Annotated in this window: 23 protein-coding genes and 1 pseudogene; 12 read left to right on the top strand and 12 right to left on the bottom strand. The window is 37.3% G+C overall.

Features of this window, described 5'->3' with window-relative positions:
- Window positions 1–35: 35 nt before the first annotated feature.
- Together ASC84_RS00780 and msrB are read right to left on the bottom strand one after the other, a co-directional pair.
- Window positions 36–518, bottom strand: a complete 483-nt coding sequence (locus ASC84_RS00780; protein WP_056510724.1) for a glutathione peroxidase — start codon at window positions 516–518, stop codon at window positions 36–38.
- Window positions 515–934 carry a peptide-methionine (R)-S-oxide reductase MsrB gene (msrB, locus tag ASC84_RS00775; RefSeq protein WP_004821128.1) on the bottom strand — a complete coding sequence of 140 codons (420 nt, stop codon included), beginning with the start codon at window positions 932–934 and terminating at the stop codon, window positions 515–517. The genes ASC84_RS00780 and msrB overlap by 4 nt, the downstream gene beginning before the upstream one ends.
- Window positions 935–1,085: 151 nt before the next feature.
- On the opposite strand from msrB, the gene ASC84_RS00770 reads away from it, so the two are divergent.
- Together ASC84_RS00770 and ASC84_RS00765 are read left to right on the top strand one after the other, a co-directional pair.
- Window positions 1,086–2,321: a pyridoxal phosphate-dependent aminotransferase gene (locus ASC84_RS00770; RefSeq protein ID WP_004720962.1), complete on the top strand. Its 1,236-nt coding sequence runs from the start codon at window positions 1,086–1,088 to the stop codon at window positions 2,319–2,321.
- A 308-nt stretch (window positions 2,322–2,629) separates the two neighbouring features.
- Complete coding sequence (locus ASC84_RS00765) at window positions 2,630–3,688, top strand: type II asparaginase (RefSeq protein WP_004720964.1); 1,059 nt, start codon at window positions 2,630–2,632, stop codon at window positions 3,686–3,688.
- Window positions 3,689–3,815: 127 nt separating this feature from the next.
- Here the strand turns inward: ASC84_RS00765 and ASC84_RS00760 are convergent, their stop codons facing one another.
- Window positions 3,816–5,162: an esterase-like activity of phytase family protein gene (locus ASC84_RS00760; protein WP_056510722.1), complete on the bottom strand. Its 1,347-nt coding sequence runs from the start codon at window positions 5,160–5,162 to the stop codon at window positions 3,816–3,818.
- A gap of 110 nt (window positions 5,163–5,272) precedes the next feature.
- Here ASC84_RS00760 and ASC84_RS00755 point away from each other — a divergent pair, with 110 nt between their 5' ends.
- Window positions 5,273–5,812, top strand: coding sequence for a hypothetical protein (locus ASC84_RS00755; RefSeq protein WP_056510718.1), 540 nt, complete (start codon window positions 5,273–5,275; stop codon window positions 5,810–5,812).
- Between the two features lie 69 nt (window positions 5,813–5,881).
- On the opposite strand, the gene tsaD is transcribed toward ASC84_RS00755, so the two are convergent.
- Window positions 5,882–6,898, bottom strand: coding sequence for a tRNA (adenosine(37)-N6)-threonylcarbamoyltransferase complex transferase subunit TsaD (gene tsaD, locus ASC84_RS00750; protein WP_056510717.1), 1,017 nt, complete (start codon window positions 6,896–6,898; stop codon window positions 5,882–5,884).
- 145 nt (window positions 6,899–7,043) lie between these two features.
- Between tsaD and rpsU the strand changes: the two genes are divergently transcribed.
- Window positions 7,044–7,259 carry a 30S ribosomal protein S21 gene (rpsU, locus tag ASC84_RS00745; RefSeq protein WP_001136722.1) on the top strand — a complete coding sequence of 72 codons (216 nt, stop codon included), beginning with the start codon at window positions 7,044–7,046 and terminating at the stop codon, window positions 7,257–7,259.
- Window positions 7,260–7,297: 38 nt separating this feature from the next.
- Entirely contained in the window at window positions 7,298–7,744 is a 447-nt protein-coding gene (locus tag ASC84_RS00740; protein WP_004720970.1) for a GatB/YqeY domain-containing protein, read from the top strand.
- Between the two features lie 124 nt (window positions 7,745–7,868).
- On the opposite strand, the gene ASC84_RS00735 is transcribed toward ASC84_RS00740, so the two are convergent.
- From ASC84_RS00735 to ASC84_RS00710, 6 genes are all read right to left on the bottom strand, one after another.
- Window positions 7,869–8,429 carry a GNAT family N-acetyltransferase gene (locus ASC84_RS00735; RefSeq protein WP_056510714.1) on the bottom strand — a complete coding sequence of 187 codons (561 nt, stop codon included), beginning with the start codon at window positions 8,427–8,429 and terminating at the stop codon, window positions 7,869–7,871.
- Between the two features lie 38 nt (window positions 8,430–8,467).
- Window positions 8,468–8,827: a hypothetical protein gene (locus ASC84_RS00730; protein WP_056510711.1), complete on the bottom strand. Its 360-nt coding sequence runs from the start codon at window positions 8,825–8,827 to the stop codon at window positions 8,468–8,470.
- Between the two features lie 149 nt (window positions 8,828–8,976).
- Window positions 8,977–10,374, bottom strand: coding sequence for a M48 family metalloprotease (locus tag ASC84_RS00725; protein WP_227515086.1), 1,398 nt, complete (start codon window positions 10,372–10,374; stop codon window positions 8,977–8,979).
- A gap of 172 nt (window positions 10,375–10,546) precedes the next feature.
- Window positions 10,547–11,512: a D-glycerate dehydrogenase gene (locus tag ASC84_RS00720; RefSeq protein ID WP_056510709.1), complete on the bottom strand. Its 966-nt coding sequence runs from the start codon at window positions 11,510–11,512 to the stop codon at window positions 10,547–10,549.
- Window positions 11,513–11,546: 34 nt separating this feature from the next.
- A complete protein-coding gene (locus ASC84_RS00715) occupies window positions 11,547–12,254 on the bottom strand; it encodes a hypothetical protein (RefSeq protein ID WP_056510706.1) in 708 nt (235 codons plus the stop codon).
- A gap of 152 nt (window positions 12,255–12,406) precedes the next feature.
- Entirely contained in the window at window positions 12,407–12,619 is a 213-nt protein-coding gene (locus ASC84_RS00710) for a hypothetical protein (protein ID WP_056510702.1), read from the bottom strand.
- A 730-nt stretch (window positions 12,620–13,349) separates the two neighbouring features.
- On the opposite strand from ASC84_RS00710, the gene ASC84_RS00705 reads away from it, so the two are divergent.
- Window positions 13,350–14,978: a long-chain-fatty-acid--CoA ligase gene (locus ASC84_RS00705; protein ID WP_056510699.1), complete on the top strand. Its 1,629-nt coding sequence runs from the start codon at window positions 13,350–13,352 to the stop codon at window positions 14,976–14,978.
- Window positions 14,979–15,115: 137 nt separating this feature from the next.
- Here ASC84_RS00705 and ASC84_RS00700 read toward each other — a convergent pair whose 3' ends face one another.
- A complete protein-coding gene (locus tag ASC84_RS00700) occupies window positions 15,116–16,330 on the bottom strand; it encodes a M48 family metalloprotease (RefSeq protein WP_155860307.1) in 1,215 nt (404 codons plus the stop codon).
- Between the two features lie 239 nt (window positions 16,331–16,569).
- On the opposite strand from ASC84_RS00700, the gene ASC84_RS00695 reads away from it, so the two are divergent.
- The 6 genes and pseudogenes from ASC84_RS00695 to ASC84_RS23100 form a co-directional block, all read left to right on the top strand.
- On the top strand, window positions 16,570–17,307 hold the full coding sequence (locus ASC84_RS00695) for a hypothetical protein (protein ID WP_056511859.1): 738 nt from the start codon (window positions 16,570–16,572) through the stop codon (window positions 17,305–17,307).
- 1 nt (window position 17,308) lies between these two features.
- A complete protein-coding gene (locus ASC84_RS00690) occupies window positions 17,309–17,716 on the top strand; it encodes a hypothetical protein (protein WP_056510695.1) in 408 nt (135 codons plus the stop codon).
- Window positions 17,717–17,740: 24 nt separating this feature from the next.
- Entirely contained in the window at window positions 17,741–17,947 is a 207-nt protein-coding gene (locus tag ASC84_RS00685) for a hypothetical protein (RefSeq protein ID WP_056510692.1), read from the top strand.
- 122 nt (window positions 17,948–18,069) lie between these two features.
- Window positions 18,070–18,315 carry a hypothetical protein gene (locus tag ASC84_RS00680; RefSeq protein ID WP_056510690.1) on the top strand — a complete coding sequence of 82 codons (246 nt, stop codon included), beginning with the start codon at window positions 18,070–18,072 and terminating at the stop codon, window positions 18,313–18,315.
- Window positions 18,303–18,773 (top strand): aspartyl protease family protein, encoded by a 471-nt coding sequence (locus ASC84_RS00675; RefSeq protein WP_056510687.1) that lies wholly within the window; start codon window positions 18,303–18,305, stop codon window positions 18,771–18,773. The genes ASC84_RS00680 and ASC84_RS00675 overlap by 13 nt, the downstream gene beginning before the upstream one ends.
- Before the next feature lie 51 nt (window positions 18,774–18,824).
- A pseudogene (locus ASC84_RS23100) lies at window positions 18,825–18,974 on the top strand (IS982 family transposase); the annotation flags it as partial.
- A gap of 331 nt (window positions 18,975–19,305) precedes the next feature.
- On the opposite strand, the gene ASC84_RS00670 reads toward ASC84_RS23100, so the two are convergent.
- The gene (locus tag ASC84_RS00670) at window positions 19,306–23,847 is read right to left on the bottom strand and encodes a translocation/assembly module TamB domain-containing protein (protein WP_056510684.1); all 4,542 of its coding nucleotides are present in this window, start codon (window positions 23,845–23,847) and stop codon (window positions 19,306–19,308) included.
- Between the last annotated feature and the right edge of the window lie 13 nt (window positions 23,848–23,860).

The raw sequence follows: 23,860 nt of genomic DNA, 5'->3' as shown, positions 1-23,860 counted from the left end.
CATATCCTCAGTCTTATTTTGGTCTGTACAACAGGTTATTCTGCTAAAGCTTTTTCAATATCGTGTTCTATATCCTCAGGCTTCGTGGTTGGTGCATAGCGGTTAATCACTTCACCTTTCTTATTTATTAAGAATTTGGTGAAATTCCACTTAATGCCACTGCCGAGTATGCCCTTACTGTTATTGGTTAAATAACGGAATATCACATGCGCTTCAGGTCCTTTTACATTCACTTTAGCGAACATTGGAAAAGAAACACCATAATTGCGTTGGCAATAAGTGCCGATTTGCTCATTTGTACCGGGGTCTTGTCCACCGAACTGGTTACAAGGAAATCCTAGAACTTCAAGACCTTGGTCTTTATATTTCTCGTAAACCTTTTCTAATCCTGCAAATTGTGGGGTAAAGCCACATTTACTTGCAGTATTTACAATCAATAAAACTTTTCCTTCATAATCAGAAAAAGATTTATTTTCACCCTCTAACAGCTCAGCCTCAAACTGATAAATGTTGGTCATGGATACGTTTCCTCGTCGCCTTTTTCTTGTGATTTTAATTCTAAAGAAGCGGAATTTACGCAGTAGCGTAAGCCCGTTGGTTGTGGTCCATCTTCAAATACATGCCCCAAATGAGCGTCGCAATGATGGCATATAATTTCTACACGTTCCATACCATGCGAATGATCATCTTGTTCTTCTATAACAGTATTATTGATTGGTTTAAAAAAGCTCGGCCAACCACAACCACTGTCATATTTGGTTTCTGAAGAGAATAATTCTTCCCCACAACATCGACATACATAGGTTCCATGCTGCTTGGAATTCCAATACTTTCCAGTAAAGGCAGCTTCTGTGCCCTTTTGTCGAGTGATTTTAAATTCCTCTGGTGATAACTCTCTTTGCCATTCTCGGTCTGTTTTATTGAGTTTTCCCATCATTAAACTCCTTTAAATCTTTGACATTCAATGTCATGCTTCAGTACTTCCATATTTACGCTAGAGCTTGGAAAATTTCTAGCTAAATTTCAACATAGATTGTGATATTTCAGTAATCTATTTTTTTAACTCAAAATAATTGGATAAAATTATGTCCGTTTTAGGTAACACAACCCCACGTGAAATCAAGAAATCGTCAAAGCTAGAGCATGTTTGCTACGACATTCGTGGACCAGTGTTACGAGCGGCCAATGAGATGGAAGAAGCCGGTCATAAAATTATTAAATTAAATATCGGTAACCCCGCCCCGTTCGGCTTTGAAGCCCCGCAAGAAATTATCAATGATGTGGCTTTAAATTTGCCTAATGCTGTCGGTTATACAGATTCAAAAGGAATCTTTCCTGCGCGTAAAGCCATCTGTCAGTATTATCAGCAAAAAGGTATCTTGGATTTACATGTTAAAGATGTGTATATCGGGAATGGTGTATCTGAACTGATCGTTATGGCGATGCAAGGTTTATTGGATGATGGCGATGAAATGCTGGTTCCAATGCCGGATTACCCATTATGGACGGCAGCCGTAAATCTATCAGGTGGTACAGCGATTCACTATAAATGTGATGACCAAAACTATTGGTATCCTGATATGGCGGATATGGAAAGTAAAATTACCCCAAATACTCGTGGTATTGTGGTGATTAACCCAAATAATCCAACGGGTTCAGTCTATCCGCGCCATGTTTTAGAACAGATCGTCGCATTAGCAAAAAAACATGATCTAATTTTATTTGCAGATGAAATTTACGACAAAATTGTGTATGACGGTATCGAACATGTCTCTGTTGCAGCATTAGCAGGAAACCATTTATGTGTTTCTTTTAATGGTTTATCTAAAGCCTATCGTATTGCAGGTTACCGTTCTGGTTGGATGGCGATTACGGGCGATAAGTCTCGTGCAATGGATTACATTGAAGGCTTGGACATGCTTGCCTCTATGCGTTTATGTGCCAACCACCAAGCCCAATATGCGATTCAAACCGCTTTAGGTGGCTATCAATCAATTAATGATTTGATCCGCCCAGGTGGTCGTTTATATGAACAACGCAATATTGCTTGGGAAATGCTTAACGATATTCCTGGCGTGTCGTGCGTAAAACCAGAAGGTGCAATGTATTGTTTCCCTAGGCTGGATCCTGAAATCTATCCAATTGAAGATGATGAAAAATTCATGTTAGATTTCCTCAAAGCTGAAAAAGTTTTACTGGTTCAAGGAACAGGTTTTAACTGGCCTACACCTGATCATTTCCGTGTGGTATTCCTTCCTGCAGAAAATGAATTACGTGAAGCAATGAACCGCTTAAGTCGTTTCTTGGCAAAAATGCGTTAATCTTTATAAAGTAAAGATAAGCTCAAAAAGGCATTCAAAATTGAATGCCTTTTTTAATTGCTCAATTCATCTGTACAACTAAAAACTTAGTCATTGACGTTATATTGCACAACATCTTCATTGAATGCTGAAAAAACGCACTGGCAAGCACTTTATCCAGTTTTAATAGTATGTAACTATAAATTTGAGTGATTATTTGAAAAAATACATTTTTAAATAAGTATGGGCAACAGCTCAGTATTTATATAGATTTAAAAACTGGTACAAAAAATGCTTATGACCAGAACAATGATTGAAAAGGATAGTTTATGAAAAAGACGGTTACTGCACTTACACTTGCAATTGGCATGCTTTTACCCTTTACGAGTTATGCAAAAAATAATGTCGTTGTCGTCGCAACTGGCGGTACGATCGCGGGTGCTGGAGCAAGTTCTACAAATAGCGCAACATATACTGCAGCGAAAGTTCCTGTAGATGATTTGTTGAATGCAGTTCCGCAAATTCAAAATCTTGCCAATGTTACAGGCGTACAGGCTTTACAGGTTGCTTCAGAAAGCATCACTGACAAAGAGCTTTTAACCATTGCACGCAAAGTGAACGAATTGGTTAAAAAGCCTGATGTGAATGGCGTGGTGATTACCCATGGTACAGACACTTTAGAAGAAACTGCTTATTTTCTAAGTCTTACAGTTCATACAGATAAACCAATTGTCGTTGTTGGTTCTATGCGTCCACCTTCAGCGCTTTCAGCTGACGGCCCTTTGAACCTTTATAGTGCTGTTGCGCTTGCTGCCGCAGACAGTGCCAAAGGCAAAGGCGTTTTTGTGTTAATGAATGACGATATTTTTGCAGCACGTGATGTGTCAAAGACCATCAATATTCATACCGATGCTTTTGTCAGCCAATGGGGTGCTTTAGGTACACTGGTTGAAGGTAAACCTTATTGGTTTAGAAACGTTGCAAAACGTTTTAACAATAGCTCTGAGTTTAATATTGAAAATATTCAAGGTGATGCGTTACCAATCGTTCAAATCGTTTATGGTTCAGGCAATATGCTTCCAGATGCCTATGTGGCCTATGCGAAAGCGGGTGCTAAAGCCATTATTCATGCGGGTACAGGTAATGGTTCCGTTGCGAACTATATTGTTCCGACATTGAACCAACTCCAGCAACAAGGTGTACAAATCATTCGTTCTTCGCGCGTTCCACAAGGTTTTGTGTTACGTAATGCTGAACAGCCTGATGATAAATATGGTTGGGTCGTTGCTCACGATTTAAATCCGCAAAAAGCAAAACTTTTAGCTGCTTTAGCACTGACCAAAACCAAAGATGCAAAAGAAATTCAACGGATGTTCTGGGAATACTAAGTTTAATATCTGAATCAAGCTTAATACTTGAATCAAGTTTAAAACCAGCACAAAGTTAATCGTAAATACATTCATTAAACCGCCAAATTAATTTGGCGGTTTAATTTTATCTTGTATGAATAAATACTTAATCTACTGTTAAATCCAATTGATCAAGGATATAGAGTGTATTGCCATCAATGATATTTTTATCGTGATCCAAATACTTTTGTTCCAATACTCCATCCGTTTCAGAAAAAGCATAATCATCATCATTGAGAACCCCTAAATGCTGTTCATCAATCACCCATAGACCTTCAATTTTATCGTGCGGATAGTGTAAACGCGCAACCAAATCCACCACTAAGGTTTTTTCTACTGGGTAGATACCCTGTTGAGCCAGACCACTCCAGCCTGCTGTTAACACATATTGTTCCAAGGTTTGTTCCGCTATCAACAGACCGAATTGTTCATCTTGCCGAATCGTTGAACTTGGCTTTAGCTTTTCCAAATCAGTGGCATGTTGCAGATTGATTTTATAAATCCGTTTAAATGCTTGAGGATTATCTTTATAGAAATCATCATCACGTTCTGCTACCAAAAATTGCGTGGAACTCAAGGCTGTAATTGCTGTATTTGAATAGGTCTTTGCACCCCCTTCTTGTTGATACAAATACTGAGAAACGACTTTGCTTTCTAAATCAATCATCACAATACGCACAAGATCTGATTTGCTTACCGATGCATCGGGATTGCTCATGGTGGATTGCATGATGCCCACCAGCTTTTTTTGATCGGGTGTAATGGTTAAACCTTCCATTCCTCGATTCTGGCGTCTATTGGCATATTCTTGAGGCAATAAATAACCCGATGTTCTTCGCTCATCTAAAACATAGGCATTGATACGATCAATTTCTAGCCCATCTGCATTAAAATGCACAATATGAGGACCATATTCATCGCTGACCCAAAAAGTACCATCTTTGAGTGCAACCAAACCTTCAGCATCCAATCCAAATTCATCTGTCCCTATGGCTAATTTCTTTCCATCTTGGTCATAGGCGATTTCTTTACTTGCGCCAAAATGCTGATTAGGCAAACCTGTAATATTTCTGCCCGTTGGGTCTTTTAATAAAATTTCTTTTATTTTCTGAATAGTTCCATCTTTTTTTAACTCAAATAATCCAATTTTAGGGGTATAGTCAGGCTCTAAAAAGATTTTGCCATGATCTTGATTAACGTTATACGTGGTATTCGGCCCACGATCTGTAAGTGCATAGAATTGATACTTTTCTGTAGGGTGAGCTGAAATTTCTGAACCAAACCCACCACAACGAACCTCGATAAAATGGCCGGGTTTTGCACCATCAGGAATATTGTGAATGTTTAAAACCTCATAAGGTAAACGCACACCTTGGCTAAATTTTTTATAAAGCTGAAGATCTGTGTCAATATTGCTTAGGTTGATATGCTGTTCAGAAGACAATAAGTCCATATGCCAATCTCATTTTTTAATATTCTGATTATTTTCTATCATGAAATCAGATAAACCACAGTAAAAGAAATGCGATAAACTGTATAAATACACATTCAAAGTCAGTATAAATGAAAAGATTTTTTGCCCTATCGCTGATTGTTTGTTCTGCATCACTACAATTGGCATATGCTGGGACGACGTTTAAAAAAGTTTCTGAGTGTCAGAGTGATTATTTTAATGGCGATTATTGTTCTAAAGCCAACCTTGCCAAATACAAAAATGCGCTTAAATCAATGCAGCCTAATTTTGATAAAAAATATATTTTACTCAATACGGGAACTTCAGATTCTTTAGAAATGGTTGCTATAGATACCCAAACAGGGATTGTCTATCCACTCAATTATCAGTTCACGGGTTGGGAAGATAATGAAGGCAATGTCAAAAAGAAGCCCACTTATACATTTGCATTGAATGACTCAAAATTATGCTTAATGGGTTCACAATTCGATGGTGATCACCCTGGCACACATGAAACCTATAGCAATATTAAAAATTGTTTTAGCATCAGTCATCAATATGGCCATACAAACTTTGAATCAAATTACGATGATCAGGTTCAATATAACTATGATAACAAAAGCAAAACATGGAAACCTTATTCGCGTTAAATTTTAAATCCATAAAAAAAAGAGGCTTTCGCCTCTTTTTTAAATTTAACAATCCGTTCAATATCGGACTTAAACTAATTCAGGTTTAGTCAATTCAGTCATTGGCCAACGTGGTGTTGTCGTCACCGATAAACCATCTTTTTGTCCAGCTTTTAAACGCTGATAACCTGCAAACGCAATCATTGCACCATTATCTGTACATAAAGCAGGTTCTGCATAATAAACCGTTGCTTTAATTTTAGCTAAATCTGCTTCTAAACGCTCTCTTAAACGTTTATTGGCACTGACACCGCCCGCAATCACCAAACGTCTTAAACCCGACTGTTTTAATGCTTTAATCGACTTTTTGACCAAAGTATCCACTAAAGCTTCTTGGAATGAAGCTGCAATATCTGCATCACGTTGTTCTTCACCCAATTTTTTTAACTGCACTGAAACAGCAGTTTTTAGACCACTAAATGAAAAATCTAGCCCTTGATGCAACATTGGACGTGGAAATTCAAAAGCATTTTTGTCACCTTGTTCCGCCAATTTTGAAATATTTGGACCACCGGGATAAGGTAATTTCAACATTTTAGCGACTTTATCAAAAGCTTCACCAGCAGCATCATCAATCGACTCACCTAGAATTTCGTACTCACCAATTGCGTGTGCTGCCATCAATTGAGTGTGTCCACCTGACACTAATAATGCGACAAACGGAAATTCAGGTGGATTTTCGGATAATAATGGAGCAAGCATATGACCTTCCATATGATGCACGCCAATTGCGGGTTTATTCAGCGCAAAAGCCAAGGTGCGACCAAATAATGCCCCTGTCATCAGTGCACCCATTAAGCCAGGGCCGCGCGTATACGCCACTGCATCGATCTCTGATTTTTTCACACCGCTTTGATCAAGCAACTGATTAATCAAAGGAATTAACTTTCGAACATGATCACGAGAAGCCAACTCAGGAACGACACCACCATACTCTGCATGCAATTTAATTTGACTATATAACACCTGTCCTCTTAAGCCGACTTCATTGTCATAGAGCGCTAATCCTGTTTCATCACATGAAGTTTCTAAGCCCAGAACGATCATTAAATTGCCTTTTACCCATTTCAAAATATTGCTAAAGCTATTATAGACTTGTGGTATGAGATGTAAATGAGTAAAATACTGACCTTCACTTGTGATCTAGGGTAATTCGACCCTGATCTTATCCATAACTTAATGAGGATTCTTCATGCCACAAGTTAAATTGAAAGAAGGCGAACCAGTAGACGTAGCTATCCGTCGTTTCAAACGTTCATGCGAAAAAGCTGGTGTTTTAGCTGATGTTCGTAAACGTGAATTCTACGAGAAACCTACTCAAGAACGTAAACGTAAAAAAGCTGCTGCTGTTAAACGCTACCAAAAGAAATTGGCGCGTGAATCAGTACGTACTACTCGCCTTTACTAAGATTAATTTGTGATTGATTGACTCACCTGGACAGATAAATGACTACTTTAAAAAACCAAATAACTGATGTTTTAAAAGCAACAATGCGTGCTAAAGAAATGGGTAAGTTAACGGTAATTCGTGGTCTACAGGCAGCAATCAAGCAAATCGAAGTCGATGAGCGCATAGAGCTTGACGATACTCAGGTTCTTGCGGTCATTGAAAAGCAAATCAAACAACGTAAAGAATCGGTCAAAGCCTTTGAAGGTGCAGGCCGTGAAGATTTAGCTAGTAAAGAACAAGCCGAAATTGAAGTGTTATCTCAGTTTCTACCTGAAGCTATGTCAGAGGACGAGCTTGATTCTCTCATTGCGCAAACTATTACTGCGCAAGGTGCAACTAGCATGAAAGATATGGGTAAGGTGATGAATTCTCTACGTCCGATCATAGCCGGACGTGCCGATCCAGCACAAGTTTCTGCAAAAATTAAAGCAAAACTTGGCTAAACCCAACGTTCTTAAATCTGAATTTCTGTTTGATTTGGTCTATTTAACAACTTAAATAAAAATTATTTTGCAATGAAATAGTTTCTTGTTAAATAGCCCAAAATCGTCAATCTACAATATCACTTCATTTATTTTCTATCTGATAATGGCAAATATCTCTAAAGCCACCATCGACTGGATTCCGTACAGATTGATATTGAATATTTTTAAGTAAAAACCCAGCTTTTTCACATAATTTTCGTGCCAATATATTTTCTGCATCGACATAAGCATTTAAACCGACAAAATTCCATTTCGAAAATAAACTACTTACAAATAGTATTAGCGCTTGTGACATGTAGCCTTTTTGCTTAAATTTTGAGTTTCCCCAAAACCCAATAGATGCAGTATTTTCCAACCAATCAATTTCATGGATATCGACCACCCCTAAAAGATCATCAGTTTCTTTTAAACGGATAATAAATACAAAGTTCTCTTTATTTAACAACGCCACCAAACGAGATTGGCAAAATGCCATTGAAGCATGCAAATTAGGTTCTTCCAATGCCCATACTAAACTTGCAGGAAACTTTCTAAGCTCGGTTAAGCTATTTGTTATTGCGCTATATAAATCTTCAGCATCAGATACTTGAATGATGTTGAGAACAATTTGCTCATTCTCAATTTGAAATTGGCTAAAATCCATAAATAATATAGCTCAGATGTAAGATGTTAAAGATAAACCTATTTCAAATCACACTGAATATTATATTTTTTAAGTAACTGCATTTCAGGTGACAACATCACTTTATCAATCACATTTTGTTTGGTCATAGATTGCGCTGATGGTGGGAGGTATTGACGATTTTCATCTGTCGTTTTATACATATCATCGACATATTTTTTAACAATGCCACAGAATTGTGACTCTTGTTGCGGGTTAAACTGGCTCAATTTCGGATCTAGACTACGTAAAAAAAATTTCATATCGGCACTGTATTGCGCCGAAATACGCTCCACTTCTCGAACATAGCTTTCTGGTACTGCTGCAAATGTTGAGTGAGCATAGAAAAAAATGCTGCATGCGATTAAAATTTTCTTCATGTGAATCAAATACTTTATTATAACTTTAAGTGATTTTAGCTTAACCTGTTCACGCAAGAATAGAAAGTAAATTTTCTTTAATGGCACATTTTAAATCACCCATTATTTTTAGTTTTTAACTCAAGTTTTAAGTTCTTTAAATCAAGCTTTTAAATTTTTAACTTTCGTTCATCTTGCATCACCTTTAAGCGTGTATCGATACGGGCACTCATCGCATTATTTTCTTTAGCCAAACGCTTGGCATGTAAAAGTGATTTAATTGCATTTTCTTCATCACCAGACCAATATTGAACTTCCGCCCTATTTCTCAGCACATTGACTGTACGCATTGGATTCTTTTTATCTAAATTTGCCGCTTGTTGTAACAATTGCCAGCCAATAATGTCCTTATTATTTTTATTCACAAAACGATTGACCAATTGCTCGGCTTCTTTGGGCTTCTGCTGTCGAATATAAACTTCGGCTAATTTATAACTTAATGCGCGATTTTCTGGGGTTATGATTTGCTTAGTGATGATGGTTTGATAGGCATCATCTAATTTATTTCGCCCTAAATAAATATCAGTTTGAATCAAAGTGACCAAAGTATGTTCTGCGTTGACCTTCTTGGCTAAATTCAGCTGTGTTTGCGCATTGTCATAATCACCTTGCAGCAAATAAAACTCACTTAAAGCCAATAAACCCGCTAAATTATTCGATTGTGCTAAAGCCAGCAATTGACGGTCAGTGGCTTGCCCCGAAATCACTGCGGTATACCATTTAATAATATCAAAATCAGATTGCTGGGCACGAAAAGGAACTTTTGGAAATTGATTTGCCCTTAATCTTGCTTCACTCATACGCTCTGTTGTTAAGGGATGAGTTAACCAAAAATCAGGTAAAAAACTTAAACGACTGGTAGAACGATGCATGGTTTCAAAGAAATCAGCCATACTTTCTGGGTCATATCCAGCCCCATACATAAACTGCATGCCGATCCGATCAGCTTCACGTTCTTGATTTCGGCTATAACTGAGCTGCTTGTCCATCAATGCAGCTTGTGTACCCATCATCACCGCGCCACCAATATCACCATCCGCTTTGGACGCCAATGCAGCACCGACGATAATTCCTGCAAGCGCCAATAAACCTTGACCTTTAAATGCTTCCTGCGAACGGCTGTAATGACGTTGTGTGACATGGGCAATTTCATGTCCCATTACACTAGCAACTTCATCCATATTACTTGAAGCTGTAATCATCCCACTATTTAGGGCAAACATGCCCCCAGGTACTGCAAATGCATTGATCTGAGCATCTTTGATCACCACCAAGCCTACTGGCTGTGAAAGCTGGGTCTGACTGAGAATTTTTGAAAAAACCAGCATAAATTGGTCTTCAAGCCAAGGATCTTGCAGAACTGGCATTTGCTGTTGAACTTGACGATAAACTTTTTCACCAATGGTTTTTTCTTTTTGTTGATCAATAAATCCCACCCCACTGCCAATTTCAGGTACTTCAAATTGAGTACTATTTTGAGTTTGCAGAAAATCATCAGCTGAGCTAATTGAAGTGCTTAAGCAGAGACAAAGGCTGAGGAAGGTCTTGTTCAATTGATCGTCCCAATTATTTTAATATTCTAAATATAACATTGAATTTAGTACAAATTCGCAATGAAGTGTTAGGGGGCTGTAAACATTTCATTGCGAATTTGCATTGTCAGCAAACATTCAACATCAACTAGAAGTTTTCATTGACTAAATATCTTGGTGTGCGTTGCTCCAAAGCATCGACTAAATTTTGAAAAGCCAGTTCCGCCATTTTCTTGCGCGTCTCGGCAGTTGCTGAGCCGATATGCGGTAAAGTCACGACATTATCCAACTCAAACAATGGCGATTGTTGCAATGGTTCTTTTTGGTATACATCTAGACCCGCAGCAAAAATTTGACGGTTCTGTAAAGCCTCTGTTAATGCCTGTTCATCCACCACCGAACCACGTGCAATATTGACAAAAACAGCATGCTTTTGCATCAAGGCAAACTCTTGAGCACCGATTAATGCTTTAGATTGGCTATTTAAGTCTACCGCAACCACAACAAAATCAGCTTGTTTTAACAGTGCTTCAAGACTTTTATATTGTGCATTAAACTGTTGTGCAACTTCGATTTTTTCACGGCGATTATGATACAAAATATTCATATTAAAGCCATAAAATCCACGTCGTGCAATTGCTGCACCGATATGACCTAAACCGATTATTCCTAAAGTTTTACCAAAAATTTCTTGACCAAATTGTGTCGCATTGACTGTACGTTGCCACTCACCTTGTTTGGTCCAGTGATCTAGACTCGGTACTTTACGTGCAGCACTCATCAACAAAGTAAACGCTAAATCCGCAGTCGTTTCGGTCAATACGTGTGGTGTATTCGACAACCAGATTTTCTTTTGATTTAAATAATCAACATCGTAATTATCATAGCCTACACTGACAGAGGAGATAATTTTTAATTTTTCTGCAGTGGCTATATTGCTTTCATTAATCAAACGACCCGCACCAATCATTGCGTCTGCATCAACAACCGCTTGACGAATTTGTGCATTGATATCGCCTTGCTTAGGATTCAATACAACCAACTGATATTTTTCTGCTAATTTTGCTTGAACTTCTGAGTCGATTTGACTAAATACAACCACTTTTTTATTCATATCCCAGAAAACCTCTCAGTACAGATCTTGAAAACTAATTCAGTTTATTTTGCATAAATTGCCATAGACGGCGTTTTAATAAAGGTTGCTCAATCATCTCTTGTAAACTTGCCAATTCAAACATTTCAGTATTGTTTAAATAAGGCAATTGACCAAGACTGATGACTTTACGCTCTTGCCTTAAAGCATCAACAAACCCTTGGATATACATCGCAGCCCCTCTTCCATCTTGAAGCTGCAACATTGGAAAAGGCCATTTTAAATCATAAAATTGCCCTACAAGCGCCTGCTGTATATTGCCCCATAGTGTTAATTGGTCAGCGCTGATTTGAGTACAATCGACAAAGATGACACAGCTTTCAATGCAATAGGCTTGGATTTCAAATGGCGCAATTTGTAATGCAGGCTCAACAGTAAAGTTTGTCTGTTGCTGAATTTGTTCAGGCGCTGAAATTTCTTCAGTTTGCTGTGTTTCTGGATTTCGTTTTAATAAAGAAACTTCAGGCTGATGTGCTTTTTCAATCTGTGACGGCTGTACATTTTGATTTTCTAATTTTGCATCAGATTGAGTTGAATGCGTGTTCAACTCAGGCACAACAGCAATATCCCGTTCAACTTGAGCAATATCACGGTATAGCGCATTTTCATAATGACGTGTTTGAACATCAACCTTGGGGATCCAAAGCTCTATTCCCATCGTAGCCAAAATGCTACGCTGATGTTCTGATACGTTCATATTCATTATGGATTCAATACACACTATTCAAGCTATATTTTAGCTGTGTTTTGACTTTTTTGTCGCACTAATCAAAGTAAAAAAACACGATAAATTAAATTTAAGCGCAAGAATATGTTACATGCTGATTTTAGCGACAATCGTTGAGCACCAATTCACTATAAGGATGTGATTAAAATTCCGTACTTTGCCGTAAGATACATCCCATGACGAATGATATCTGTACCATTGGCATGATGAACTTTGAGTTCTTGAGTCAACACATCAAATTGAAAAGCATCATAACAATCTTGATGTTGGCATAACCAATTTAAAGTATCAGCAAGATGTTCATCGACAATATAATTTTCAGCTAAAAAATCTTTAGACATTATGATTCAAAGACAATAAAACAAGAGTAGCATTATTCTAACGTAAATTTAGCAATACTTAAAAAACCAAGACAGCCTTAAGCAATAAAACAGCCATATGCAATCAAACGAGGACATCTACCACCATAAGATTGAATGAATCAGCTTGCAAAACTAGATTTTTATTATTTTCATTTAGAGATATAACGCTTTCTAAATATCACCATATTTTATCGAATGATCATAATACAGTGATATTTTGCGATCGCTTCTAGAAAATTAATGATGAGCACCACACTTACGGCACTCTTTAACCACAATATTATGTCCAATCTCATATTCAAAACTGTGGATACACAATAATTTTCTGATCTTTTGAAACATTCTAAAACTCCTTTTAATATCTCACGTCAATATAGTTTCATCCTAAAACATCAATGCCTTAACAAGACATGTAATATGTTTAGCACATATACATATATCTGAATAATACTTTCTCCTAGTTCTTTAGTCTGATATCCCAAATTTCATCATCAAATTTTCAAATTGTGATAATCCAACTAAGCTATTGTTTTTTATTGGTTAAAACAACAAAAATGTTGCAAAAATATATTGTTTTTAAGCTTGATTTAATCTGACTTTTATATAGGATGAAATGATAGCTTTTTCTATTTAACAATTTTTTTCACTTAGAAAGCTTCTGAGAAAAATACAATTTAAGCCTATCAACAAGATTATAAAGGAATTTTATATGCAAGGACGTATGATGCAGCAACCATTATTAATCAGTAGCCTCATTGAGCATGCTACGCGTTATCATGGTGATACTGCGATTATTTCAAAAAATACCGATGGCACGATTACAAAGACAGATTGGACACATGTAAGCGAGAATGCGAAACGCTTTGCCAATGCACTTACTGGACTGGGTTTAGGCTTAGGTGACCGAGTTGCAACGATTGCATGGAATAATCATCGTCATCTTGAATCTTGGTATGCAATTTCCGGAAGTGGCTTGGTCTGTCACACCATCAACCCTAGACTCTTTCCTGAACAATTGATCTTTATTATCAATGATGCTCAAGACAAAGTGGTGTTATTTGATAAAACATTTTTACCGCTAATCAAAGCAGTGAAAGCCCTTACCCCTCATGTAGAGCATTTCGTTTATCTGGGTGCTTTTGACCAAGATATTGCCGATGCCCTCCCAGATGTTAAGTTCTATGATGTGCTGATTGCAGAACATTCTGTTCAGTACGAGTGGCCTAATTTTGAGGAAAATACTGCAAGCTCGCTTTGCTATACCTCAGGGACAACAGGCAATCCAAAAGGCGCATTGTATAGTCATCGCTCAACCATTTTACATACCTATGCGATCGCGCTACCCGACTCTCTAAATTTATCTGCAAAAGATATTATGTTACCTGTGGTTCCCATGTTCCATGTCAATGCTTGGGGTACACCTTATGCCGCAGCAATGGTTGGTTGTACGTTGATACTCCCGGGGCCGGGTTTAGATGGCGCCAGCTTAGTACAAATGATTGATGAATATAAAGTCAGTATTGCACTTGGTGTACCGACTATTTGGCAAGGCCTGCTTGCCGCAGCAAAACAATCTGGCAGCACTCTTGAAAGCCTTAAACGCAATGTCGTTGGCGGTTCAGCTTGCCCACCTGCGATGATGAAAGCATTTAGAGACATCTATCATTGCGAAACTATTCATGCATGGGGCATGACTGAAATGAGTCCATTGGGCACAGGCAACCAACTCAAAGCCAAACACCTAAATTTAAGTGAAGAAGAACAATTTAAAGTTCGCCTGTCTCAAGGTCGCCCACCTTTCGGCGTAGATTTACGTATTACCGATGAAGAAAATGGTACACACGAAGTTGCTCGTGATGGACATAGCACGGGGAATCTGCAAGTAAAAGGCCATTGGATTATTGAATCTTATTATGGCAAATCAGAAAAAGCATTAAGTGCTGATGGTTGGTTTGATACTGGTGATATCGCCACGATTAATGAAGATGGCTATCTGCTGTTAAGCGACCGTGCCAAAGATTTAATTAAATCAGGTGGTGAGTGGATTTCTTCTGTTGAGCTTGAAAACATTGCCATGAATCATCCTGAAATTGCTATGGCTGCCGTCATTGCAGCAAACCACCCGAAATGGGATGAACGCCCAGTGGTGATTGCGATTAAACAGCAAGGTACTCACATTACTGAGCAAGATCTACTGGATTACTATGCAGATAAGATTGCAAAATGGCAAATCCCCGACAAAGTGATTTTTGTTGAATCCATTCCTTTAACAGGAACGGGTAAGATGTTAAAGCGTGATTTACGTGAACAATATGGTGATGTGCTATTAACTGAATAACACCATTGAAGTGCTTTAAGGTGTAACGCCATCTTCAAATCAGTTTTAAAAGCCCAATATTTCATTGGGCTTTTATATTTCTATAAACAATAAAGCAAGATAAACAATAATCTAAAATTTGAATTGAATGTTCAAGCTTAAATAATTTTAGCATTTGCTACGCGTTTAATTTTCTTTTTGATCTTGTTATTTTCCACAACATCAAAACTCAATAAAAATGTTTCACCTGGAAATGTGACATTTTCATGCAAGACTTTCGCAGTTTGTACAATTGCCTCAGGATCAACTTTCCCAAACCCTTTTTTCAAGCTAAATCCTAAAACATAGCAAGGAAGATGAACCAGATATTTCATTTCCTTTTGAACGAGAAAAACCTGTTGAATATTTGAATATTTGCTTAGCTGTTGTAATAGTTCATTCAACACATCTTCTGATAGCTCATGTGCAATAAAGTTATCTTTGAGTAATACATGTTCACGCTCACTTAAAGCATGCTGTTCCAGTTCAACTCGCGCTTGTCGTAGTTGCTGATATTTTTTTGCATTGAATATATCCTCCTTTTCATCATAAAATTGATAAAGCATCTCATAAACTTTCACACAATAAAATTCATTCAGTTGTGTAGATTTTTCTAAAAGCGCACAACCCAATTCATTTTTTCGCTCTATTAAAAAACGTCCATATACATAATTGGCTAAAGCCGTTTCTGTATCTTCATGATAAAGTTTTTCCATCATTTCAAATGCTGCTTCTGGTTGATGCAAGGTCAGTTCAGTCAACTCTACACGTGAAAATTTCTCTTCTGTAGATAATTCAATACCTTGGGCAACTTTTTCATCCAATTGGCTTAAATATTCTTTTTGTTGCTGAATGCTCTGATGATGGTGTTGCCAAGTTTCCAAAACATCCTTTTGCCATTTACGATCAAAAGTCACAGTAATCTCTGCTAAGCATTGACCCAGAAGCTGATCTGCCGTATGTCCTGCTACTGCAAATACAACATGAGCAGTTTGACCAATCGCTTTTAAGCGATCTTGTAAAGACGGATGTGTATCTTCAAAATTGGTTTGTAATCTTAATGACTGATCTAGCCATTGCTTGGTTTTATTCGGTTCAGTAAATTCACTTAACTGTTTCACGTAGCCGAGATAAGGAGAAATGGTTGGCTTCGGCATATCTTCTGCATGTTTAAATATCGTTGGCCAAAATTCTTCATTCAAATAACAACCAATCACATTGACAATCGTTAACGTCTGAGCAACTGTCTCAGCAGAAGTTAATTCTACAGAAATTTTATCTGCTTCATATTCATTTGCGCGTGCGACTGGAAATGAGAAAGATGCAAGAAACATTGAAATTGTTAAATGATTTCAGAGCAATGGGACTTGCTAATACACCATCTTATGATTTAACTTTAATTGGGCATATTTATTCAAGCAAAACTAGTCAAACGCAGTAACATAAAACATTTACGTAAAGTGAAGTCACCATAAGGTGACTATTTTATTGCAGTATGTGAAAAGGTTTTGCGTATGATGTAAAAACCTTTAGAATGATAGAATTAAGCTATAATCTAATAAAAGGTAACCTAATGGTCGCCCCAGTTCCTAAGACAAAAGCAGTTGAACTACTTTTAGAACTTTCAAATGTTGAAATAATGCATCTCGTTCTGAATGAATTTTATGCAAATAAATATTTGGCTAAAATTAAAAAATTACTTGAAAGTAATGTTGATATAGCAACCCTGTGGGTTTGTAAAGGTTTTGTCTATTCGTTAGCTAACCAACCAAAAGCTATGTATGATGCTTTTGCCAATGCACAAAAGCTAGGTGCTACAGATGCATATTCAATGATGAATCAATCTACACAATATCTTTTAAATGGGTTTATTGATGAGGCTATTTTTGCCTTAAGTCTAAACAAAGATCCAATGTCACAAAACCAAATTGAAAGAATTGCTATTTCTACTTTTGCTTTTAGTAAAATTGAAAAATACGATTTCATACCAGAAACAAAAGAAAAACTTTCAAAAATTGAATCCCGAATTAAAGATGTGAACATTGATATTGCTCAGGCTGAAACTTTGTTGAGAGTTTTCTTTAATCTACTCCAAGCGCAAAAGATTAGATTTGGCTTAGTCCGTCACAGTATTATCGATGAAGAATACTATTTGCACTTTGAAGCGGTAACTCAACTAGATGTAACGCAAACTGTTTTAAAATATTTTGATGAATATATAGCTGATCATCCTGAACTTTATGATGTTAATTCTAAGATTAATGTTGTTCTTACTCCAGTTTCTTCTATTTATCATAAGTTCGTAGCGTAAAATGAGTTTTAAGCCACTTGAAAGACTGAGTTACGCTCAAGAGTTAAATCAGTCTGAAAAATCTAACGAGTTGCATTTTAGGTGCGTAATTCATCAAGCTTATTATTCAGCACTTAACCAACTTCAATATGAAATTGACAATAGATTATTTTTTGATGTCGATGGTGATGATCGTTATACTAAATCCCATAAAGCACTCATTGAAGCATGTGAAAATCAAGTAAAAAAATTACACCCTACAGATAGTCGAGTTAAGTTGTTATTTCGTATAGTAAATAATATGCGTAGAGCAAAGAGAATGCGAGAAACTGCTGATTATCATATAGAATCAAATGTGGATAATGTAACTGCTAAAACAACAATACAATATGTTCAGGAAATATTTGATTGTCTTGAACAGTACGAGTAAATTGGAATAATAGAGGGTGTAAAATTGAATAATCTTGATATTCAAATTCAAAATATGCAATCAGGTGATAGTGCATGGATCGGAAGTGGTTATAATTCAAATGAAATGCAAAGCATTCATCACTATCTACAAAGCCTTGAAAATGAACGAGTGATTCAAATTGTCATCGTTCACAGAGAGTCTACTTCTGGTCTGCGCTTAGTAGATAGAGTAAAAATCGAGAAGCTATAGTAAAACTGCGATGGTGGCTTTGTGATAGAGAATTTTGCAAAATTGTAAATTGATTCTTAAAACTTATGTGTTACCTTATAGAAAATGATAAAATTATTATTAAAGGGGAAAAGGTGAAAACTATGACTAATAAACTTGATTATGAATTTAATCGTTATTTACAAGAGCTACCAAACTTATCATGTAATGAAGGTATGTATGTTTTGATTTTTAAAGATGAACCTTTAAACTTCTTTAACTCATATGATGATGCTTTGAAGGTTGGTTATGCTAAATATGGTCTTGAGCCGTTTTTGGTTCAACAAGTTACTATTAACCCTACACCTATGAATTTTTTTAGAGAAGTTGGATTGCAATGCCGAGCGTAAATCTTCCACTTTTCAATAATTCAGCAATAATACAAGCTCTTGTTTTACCTTCTGTACCTAGACTAGAAGAGTTAACTCGACAAGGGCTTCCACCTCCGCCACCTCAACATGTAAATTTACTCGTAGATAGTGGGGCGAGTGGAACTTGTATAGATGCTACTTTTTTACAACGCCTTAATTTAAATCCTACATCTAAAGTTCCTGTTTTGACACCATCGACTAATGGTGTTCCATTTTATGTAGATTGTTATGATGTACAGTTACTCGTTTTTCATAATAATATTCTTGATGGAACCCAGACGGTACAAACTCCTATTTTAAATCACCATCAAAGCTTAAGAGTTACTGGAAACTCTATGGCAGGTCAAGGTATAGATGGATTATTAGGAATGGATGTATTAAAACATTGTTTATTTACAATTAATGGTAAAGTAAATTCATTCTCACTTTGGTGGTAATGAAATTATTCAGACATGAAAAAGCCACTGATAAGGTGGCTTTCATTTTGTTTAAATGATCAGTTAAAAAATTTACATCAACTTGAACATTCACGTCATCATTCAATCAATAACTTTATGGTGAATATGATGGCTGCTATAATAGTCGCTTATTGTTTAAATCCTAATAAGTCAACTTTCCGAAATATGCTAAATGGCTAAAATATTTCTTCGAACCCAGATTACTATTACGTATACGAGCCTGTGACAGCATAATAGTAAGTTCATGTGGATTAGGAGGTTGCCTAAACTTTAACACCTAATGGACGTTCGTAAGTAATATTCCATTTAGGTACACGCCCTATTGGCTTTTAATAGCATGTGCAAAATCTTTGCACTACTCATATTCCATGCATTTTACGATGCGCTTTGCATAGCTCAATGATTCATCTCATTTGATATAAACATAAAAAACTCGGATCGTAATCCGAGTTTTTCAATATTGATCAACTACATTTCAATGCCGATTGCATCTAAAATGTTTTATCAATGTCTAGAATCTCCAATGATAGAACACGTCAATGGCTTTTTCTAAAGACTGGCTGGCTTCCAGATATAAACGTTTATTCATTTGATAACGTAAAGTCAGTTTATTCACTGGTGTAAATACCCCCACTCCATAGCGAATATATAAGTCTGGCGTAATATAACCCGTCAAACTGACCTGCGTATCATCGCCTGTACCTTGTGCATCAAATGACAAACCACTTAAACCAAATGTACGTCCAATTTGGTTGGTAAACGCACGTGTTCCACCTAGCCCCAAACTGATCCCTGCTGCTGCAATCGTATTGTTTACATCCGATTTAAATCCTTCAGCATTACTTAAACCACTGGACCCTTCATTAATACGTCCTGTAATTAAAGCATTCATCGCTTCCTGATCAGACAAACCAGCATCATTATAAACTTGAATGTTTGGACTAGAAGCTGTGCCTGTAATACGTAGACCTACCGTACTGCCAGAAATACTCTTATTGGTATCGACATCCAATGTAGGATTAGACAATGGGCCATTAAAACGAGCAATGGCACGATTTAAGTCTAAGCGCTGACCATAAGCCTCAACGGTTACTTTTTGACTGACACCAATCGCACCATTGGCACGCATTGCAGTTTCCAAACCACGTTGAGAAAGATAAAGACGCCCCACCAATGGAATACGACTGTTAAAGCCTTGGAAAATAACTTTATCGCCCAAGTTTACTGAAACATCGGCACGTATAGACCACGGCTGTGCTGCTTTAAGCACGGCCAACTGATTTTGACCTTCTTTTACAATACGGACATCAGGTGACACATTGACTACGGTTGCACTGGATTCAGGCATTGAAATTAATGCACTAGGTACATCAACTTTACCTTTCACGGTCAGTTTCTTACTTAAAGGTAAAGCATCCAGTTCAATATCGGTATCGACAACCGCAGTAATCAACGGTGCTTGACGAATCAGCAATTTATCGCCATTGAGACGTAATTGTATATGTGGATCATTTTTCCAATCGATACTGCCATTAATTTTACCGACACCACGACCACTGTTAAATGCACCGTTAACTGTTGCCACATCTTGACGAATTGAAGTGTAAATCTGAACATTATTCAAATTCACAGGCAGTGAAATCATACTAATTTCACCATTTTTCAAGCGCATTTCACCATCAAACAATGGTTGTGTCAGCGTACCGTTAATTTTTCCTGCAAGCGACAAAGTCCCATCGAGTTTACGTACATCGGCAATAAATGGCTTTAAGATTTTCAACTGAACTTCATTAAATGCCACCTCACCACGCATCGGCTTAGACTCGACATATGGGTTGACAATGACGCTGGCATAGCCTGTTCCGACATTCGGTGCTTTTAAATCAACACGCAACAACAAGCCATCTTTTATGCTTTTCGCGATTACACTGGCTTCGTCATAGTTCATCGAAGTTGAAGGGTCATTTGGATCTTCTGCAGCAATACCAATTTGCCCATTCCGGGTAACCAGCTTAGCATCTAGCTTAGGTTGTGCACCTTTCGCCCATGATGCTTTTGCATAACCATTTAACTTACCCGTCAGTGCCAAACCTTCTGGCATAAACGCGGCAAAATCATTCAGATCTAGGTTTTTAGTAACAAAGGAAACATTACCATTTTGCTGACTTGCGCGGATCGGTTGATCAAAACACAATTGGCTTTGCTGACTTGACCAACAATGCTGTCCAACATATAACTCCGATTTTGAGGCGTTAAAAATAACAGGTGCATTTTGTTGTTGTAATAAATGTGCTCTTACTGAGTCAAACTCACCTTTTTGAATCTGACCTAACCAATCATTTTGCGCATTAAATCCACCTGCAAGCTGCACATAAAACTTAGAATAATAGTTCCATGCTTGAAGCTGTAATAAATGTGCTTTACGTGTTCCAGAAAGTGTAATCCCTGCATGCTGAATCTCACGGTTTCCGCTGCGTAAAGTTTCCATTTGCGCCACCATTTTCGACGCTACAGTTTCAGAGGTTGGCAATTCACCCTTTAAGCTTAATTTTTTAATGCTTAGACTATCATTAAAACTAAAATTATCGACTGTGAGGTTTGCAGTTGCACTTAAACGCGGTTGTGCTTGTAAATTTAAATAACCATATGCTGTACCACGTAATCCTGGATAAAGTTCATATAATGCAGGTGCATTAACTTTTAATCGTAGATTCTGTGCATTTCCTGTAGCCTGAACTTGGTTATTGGCATAAGACAAAAATAAGTTATTGGCTTCAAATTGCTGTGGCATCAAGCCTTTTAAATCAGAATTTAAAACAACAGCAAGGTTACCGCGTCCTCTTAAGGGCTTGTTATTGATCATGCCTGCAATATTCAATTGTTGAATATTAATTTTCTTCAGACGATCTGACCAATTACCTTGAGTCTTCACATTCCCAGAGACTTCACCACGTACAGAAGAAACAAAATATTGCGGTTTAAAACGCACCAAAGATGCGTTGATATCCCAACCGATGCCATTGCTGATATACACCAAGCCATTGGCTAAGATTTTTCCTGCAATACCATCATGCTGTAGTTCAGATATTTTAATCAGCTCTGGTGTACCCGCAACTCTAATCTTTAATAAGCCACTGCCTTGTTTCAGCTGTGACGCATTTAATGCGCCATCATAATTCACTGCAAAGCCTTTAAAAGCACCACCTGCATTGGCATCGTTAAAAATAACTGCGGCTGTACTTTTACCAGTCAATTGGATTGTTTCAGGGTTGGCTTGATTTGCAAGTCGGCCGGTTAAATTAATCGCATCAAAATTAATCAATTGTTGATTTGGTTTTGCAAAACCATTGGCTTTTATCTGCCCATTGATTAAATCTACTGGTGCTGTTGCGACAATACTTTGTGGATTAAAATCTTTTGCATTGAGCAAGGCATTCCATTTTAACTGGCGTTTTTCAGTAGGTAATTCAACGATTGCATTTCCAGATAAACTACCTTTCGTTGCCACATATTCAAATGCTGGTACGTGTAGATCATTGCCTTTTAGGTCTAACTGAGCTGTGTATTTGCCCTCAGGTAAACTGCCTTTTTCATGTTGACGTACAACGGTTGCCACATGAATATTTTGCTGATCGTCAACCAGTGCAACTTCAACCTGACCTTGTTCACTGCTCAACCAGCCCACATAAGGCACTGCTCGGTCAATATTTTTCCAGTTAACACCCAATAACATCGGTTCAGGCTTTTTACCCTTTTGTTCAGCTTGATCTAATTTAACGTTCCAAGCTTCATATTTATCAAAATCAACATTGGCGGTTAAATGCATGCCTTGTTTTAATTCGCCCACTGAACCAATTTTGGCATCAAGGGAAACAGGTAAAAAGTCTTGAATCACTTGTGGGATAATTTTATCTTTTGGATTGATTCGATCTAAACGGCCTTGCACATCCCAATGCACATGATCTTGCCAGCTGACCAAACCTGCAAGATTTAAAGCACCACCCATCAATTGACCATTTAAATTATTAATATTCAACTGATTGGTTAAATCGGTATGTGCTAAAGCGGTATATTGACCTTGTGGGATATTTTTACCACTAATGTCTGTATTGATATCTAAGCTTAAGCCTTTAACATCGCCTTGAAATTTCGCCAAGCCATTTTTAGACAGTAATTCTTGTTCCTGCAACAACGGCCAATGATAATCTTTAAAAACCAAAGCACCATTCATTGGAACATCATGACGCATCGGATGGATCACCGCCCAACCCGTTAAAAGATCGGGCGTTTTAGTCGCAACACCTGCTTTAATTGTGTCGAGTGAGCCACGCGCATGTACATAAATATCTTCAACATTTAAACTTTTTAAACTTGGGATCCGCAAAATTGCCTTGGCATTCAGCGGATAATCGCCTTGTTTAAAGTTCATATTACCTGTCGCGTCTTTTACAGATAAATAGCCCATGTCCATTTTAGAGTTTTCAAACTTCAACTCTGTACCCGACCACAATGCATTTTCTAAATGAATATCGTTAAAATCAATTTTTGTAGATGCGGTTTGAAACTGCATATGATCTACATTTGCTTCATCTAAACGTAAAACAAAGGGTAACTTGATTTCGCTAAACTTAAAGGGTTCATCGCTTGGTGGTGTTTTGCTGATAATTCTTAAATTGTTAACATCAGCATGGCTCAAATGAATTTCTTTATCTAATATTGCGCGCCAACCCAAGGAAACATCCGCACGATCAATTTTGACATCAACCGCAGCGAGAGTGACCAAAACATTTTTAAGTATGATCCCTTGAAGCAAGTTACCGCTTTCATATTGGTAATCAATAATTTTCTGGCTTGAAGCAACCCGATCCAATAAAAACTTACTGCCTTTATCGGTACTAAACATCACAGCCAATGCAGCAATCAATAAAATAATGACCAAAAGCAATGACATCAGAATATTACGCAATATATTGCGCTTCTTCGGCGTCTGCGCTTGCTTTAGTTGATCATTTTGCTGTTCATTTTGAACATCTTGATGTTCTTCATCAGCCATAATATTTCCAGTA

Source organism: Acinetobacter sp. Root1280 (assembly GCF_001425285.1).
GTDB lineage: Bacteria > Pseudomonadota > Gammaproteobacteria > Pseudomonadales > Moraxellaceae > Acinetobacter > Acinetobacter guillouiae.
Note: the sequence above shows the minus strand (reverse complement) of the source record. Positions and strands in the feature narration are given on the sequence as shown.